We start from the raw sequence: 1410 nt of genomic DNA, 5'->3' as shown, positions 1-1410 counted from the left end.
CAGGTCGTGGAAGAATCCGGGCGGGGGTGATCGGCACATGTCGCGAGAGGTGCCCGCCGAGGAGTTCGGAGACGTGCTGTGGAGTGCCGTCGACAGGCTCCGGGGGGCCGTGGACACGGCTCAGTACAAGGAGTTGGTGCTCGGGCTGGTCTTTCTGAGGCACCTCTCCGACGCCTTCGAGGCGCGCAGGGAGGAACTCCTCCAGGAACTCACCGGGGACTGGAATCCTGACGACGGCCTCGACGACCTTCTGGAGACCCCCGCCGAGTACACCGGCGAACGCGTCTTCTGGCTGCCCGAGACGGCGCGCTGGTCCTGGATCGCGGCCAACGCGTGGCGCGACAGGGCGGGAGAGGTGCTCGACGCGGCGATGGAGGCGGTCATGCAGGCCAACCCCTCCTTGGCCGGTGTCCTGCCGAAGTTCTTCGGCCGAGCGGACATCGACAGCCAACTCGCCGCCCTGATCGACCTCTTTCACCGCTCCTCACCGGCATCGGCGTGGCACGGCTGGCACGACGTGTACGCCCATCTGCTCGACTTCTTCGCGCGGGCCGAAGGCAGACGGGGCGGCGAGTTCCATACTCCCCCGACCGTGGCCCAGCTCATCGTGACCATGCTGGAGCCGCGCCAGGGCCGGGTGTACGACCCCGTGTGCGGCGCCGCCGGTCTGCTCGTCCAGGCAACCGCCCCCCGGAACCTGCGCCGCATCTCCGTCTACGGCCAGGAACACAACGAGCGCACCTGGCGCCTGGCCAGGATGAACCTCCTCGTCCACGGCATCGACGCCGACCTCTCCGACCGCTGGGCCGACACCCTCGCCGCCGACCGACACCCGGGTCTCAAGGCCGACTTCGTGCTGGCCCACCCCCCGTTCAACGTCAGCGACTGGCCCCGGGACGTATCCGACCCCCGCTGGGTGTACGGCGTCCCCCCGGCCGGTAACGCGAATTACGCCTGGCTCCAGCACGTGACCTCGAAACTGAGCCCGAAAGGAACTGCCGCCGTCGTCCTGGCCAACGGCTCCCTGCACTCACGCAACAAGGCCGAGGCCGAGATCCGCCGAGCCCTGGTGGAGGCCGACCTCGTCTCCTGCATCGTCGCTCTGCCGCCCCAGCTCTTCTCCTCGACGAGCATCCCGGCCTGCGTCTGGATCCTGGACAAGGACAAGATGTCCCGGCGCAACCAGATCCTGTTCATCGACGCTCACGACATGGGCAAGCTGGTCGGCAAGACCGAGCGCGTACTGACGGACGCCGACATCGTCAGCATCGCCCGTACCTACCGCGCCTGGCGCGGATCAGGGCGACCGTACGAGAACGAGCCCGAGTTCTGCTGCTCGACCCCCCTCGAAGCCGTCCGCGACAACGACTACGCCCTGATCCCCGGCCTCTACGTAACCCCGCCCCCTCC

Annotated in this window: 1 protein-coding gene; it reads left to right on the top strand. The window is 68.4% G+C overall.

Annotated elements, in window-relative coordinates; all coding sequences use genetic code 11:
- Positions 1-37 precede the first annotated feature (37 nt).
- Positions 38-1410 (top strand): type I restriction-modification system subunit M (locus AOK24_RS42955; RefSeq protein WP_055725272.1); only part of this gene is annotated, 1373 nt, incomplete at its 3' end.

This window comes from Streptomyces niveiscabiei, from assembly GCF_001419795.1.
Lineage (GTDB): Bacteria > Actinomycetota > Actinomycetes > Streptomycetales > Streptomycetaceae > Streptomyces > Streptomyces niveiscabiei.
This window is presented reverse-complemented; position numbering and strand designations above follow the sequence as displayed.